A 2470-nucleotide genomic window follows, 5' to 3' on the forward strand; every position below is an offset into this window, starting at 1 on the left:
TGGCTCGCTCCCCACGCTTAAACTTGAACCAGTATCTGTCTTGCTGCTTATGTCTTGCGTCTTGCTACTAAAAAAAACTATCTTTGCTCCAGACAACATTATTTGTTTTACATAAACGACATACTATTGAATTAACAGATTGATTGACATATAATTTATAGCGACAGCTATTGTTCTTGTAACCGAAAACTGCTACATTTTGATCTACACGAAGAAGAATCAGCTGGACGCCCGATCATGCGGGCGCCAGATTCTTCGTGTGAGCCGCGTCGCAGTGGTTGAAATGGGATGATGGTTGCCCGCTACATTTTTTTATACCATCCCCATGACCCATGTTTCCATCCAAGAGTTTATTTCCCTGCCCATCGCGCAACACGGCGAGCTGAGCAAGGCCTTTAAAAGTCGGTGTGCGCGGCGCGAGCTGCATACCTTGAAAGACCTCTTTGCCCTTGGCAGCAACCAATTGCTGGAGCAGTACTACCTAGGTACAGCCTGTTTTGAGGAGCTGCTGGACTTCTTGCACCGGCGGCAACTGGTGATGTTCTTGCCCGATTAACCCCTGTTGTTCTGTTTCTTGTTGCGCTCTTCCAAAAATGCTTTCAGCGATTTTCTGAATGGCCTTCCCAAGGGAAACTTGCGTGTATCATGCCGTAGATAGACATAGTATGAGTCGTAGCCCTTTATTAGTTTACCAGCCAATAGGAAGTCTTTGCTTACCTGTATAAAGAGCTCTGGCGGCAGTATCTCCTTCAGCCTACTGAGCGATATCTTGTATTTGAGCACCTCGCCGTCCATGAATTCTATGTAGCTGTCGTTACGCGCCACGTTGGCCAGCTTGACATCGGCATAGTATATCTCGCGCCCACCGGTGCCGGGCAGGACGAAGCTGCCCATGCTCCGGTCCTGCCCGGCATGGGGCATTTGCAGCCGTTGGCGTACCTTGTTGATAGCCTCGGTAAAATGGGCATAGGAAAAGGGCTTGGTGAGGTAGTCTACGGCATGGAGCCTGTAGCCGCGCGTGGCATAGCCTACATTATTCCGGCCCGTAATGAAAATGACCAGAGGCCACCCGCTCGGTATGGCCGCCACCAGGTCCATTCCATTTCCATCTGGCAGCTCTATGTCTATCAGCAGGAGGTCTACCTCGTTTTCCAGCAGGTAATCCTGTGCTTCTGTGGCGCTCTCAAACCTGGCAAGTACCTGTAGGTCTCTCTCGCCAGAGGCATATTTATCCAGTAGGCGCAGGCTGTGCGCATCGTCATCTACAATTATAAGTGTAAGGTTTCTTTCATTCATCGTAATTAATGGTCAGGCGGACGGTAAAGGTATCCCCCATTTCTGTGCATTGCAGGCTGTAGCGAGCGGCACCCATTAGCTCTAGCCCCTGCTCTACCATGTGCAGGCCATCGCCTCCCTGGCGATGCTGTTTCTTATGCTCTCTGGCCACGCTATTGGTGCAGGCAAACGCAAACAGGTTCTCTTCCATGATACATTCTATATAAATGGGATGTGTCCTGTTTACAAGGCCATGGGTGAGTATGTTCTCAATGAGAGTGGGGAGGCTAAGGGGAGCAATGTACTGGCCAGCGGGCTCGCCCCTTTCGCTGTACACCACGGTATCCGGATCGTCATAATACAGCCTTATGCTGCTCACCATGTGCTTTACAAAGTGTAGCTCGCGCTCTATGGATACCCTTGTAGCCCCGCTCTTGAGGTAATAGCAGGAGTAGTCCAGCGCAAAGTGAAGGTGATTCAGCAAGGTGGATATAAAGGGCTCATTGGCCACTACGGCCCGGCTACTGATACTATGCAGGCTGTTTCGGAAAAAATGCGATTGCAAAAAACTGTGCAGCACCTTGCTTTTGAGCTGGTTGAGCTCCTCGGCCTTTTGCCGTATGCGTTTTTCCAGCAGCAATATCTTCTTTACCTTGCGCACGTACAGCAGGGCAAATGTATAGATCACAAGGGCCAACAGCAGGGTGCTGAGCGTGGAGATGGACTTGGATAGAAACTCCACGGGCCGAAAGGGTATATCTGCCTTGTACAGCACAATCCCCACCGCGGGCAACAGCACGTAGACCACTAGCCAAGCTACTGCCGGGAAGGCGATGATGCTGCTGCCCAGACTAAACAGAAACCGCCTATTGCCACCCTCCAAAAAGGCCTTGACAAAAGTGGCAAGGAGATAAAAGACAGCCACCAGGCAGCAGGCCACGGGTATGGACTCCCATGCGTTTTTGTGGTAATTTAAAAAGTTGTTTATAGCAAAAGCCACTATGTACACCATTATCAATAGCAGCTGCCAGAGAAGGGATATCCGAAAACCCTTGGTTGATTCAATGCGTACCGTATCCATACATTTGGTTGAATTTTTGTTAATTAATTCAAGTTGCTAGTTATATAATCTTGTTCAATGTAAAAGCGAAGATGAACAGGGATATTTTAAGAATCCATCCCCTAAATGTTACGG

Annotated in this window: 3 protein-coding genes; 1 reads left to right on the forward strand and 2 read right to left on the reverse strand. The window is 49.2% G+C overall.

Translation table 11 applies throughout. The annotated features are described in order from the left end of the window. Nucleotides 1-325: 325 nt before the first annotated feature. The gene (locus A37S_RS0122380; RefSeq protein WP_028298870.1) at nucleotides 326-556 is read left to right on the forward strand and encodes a hypothetical protein; all 231 of its coding nucleotides are present in this window, start codon (nucleotides 326-328) and stop codon (nucleotides 554-556) included. Here A37S_RS0122380 and A37S_RS26490 read toward each other — a convergent pair. Both A37S_RS26490 and A37S_RS0122390 read right to left on the reverse strand, forming a co-directional pair. After that, a complete protein-coding gene (locus A37S_RS26490; protein WP_051293400.1) occupies nucleotides 553-1296 on the reverse strand; it encodes a LytR/AlgR family response regulator transcription factor in 744 nt (247 codons plus the stop codon). The genes A37S_RS0122380 and A37S_RS26490 overlap by 4 nt on opposite strands. After that, nucleotides 1289-2356, reverse strand: coding sequence for a histidine kinase (locus tag A37S_RS0122390; RefSeq protein ID WP_028298871.1), 1068 nt, complete (start codon nucleotides 2354-2356; stop codon nucleotides 1289-1291). Before A37S_RS0122390 ends, A37S_RS26490 begins: the two co-directional genes overlap by 8 nt. Nucleotides 2357-2470: the final 114 nt, after the last annotated feature.

Origin of the sequence: Olivibacter sitiensis DSM 17696, from assembly GCF_000427965.1 — a bacterium.
GTDB classification, from domain to species: domain Bacteria; phylum Bacteroidota; class Bacteroidia; order Sphingobacteriales; family Sphingobacteriaceae; genus Olivibacter; species Olivibacter sitiensis.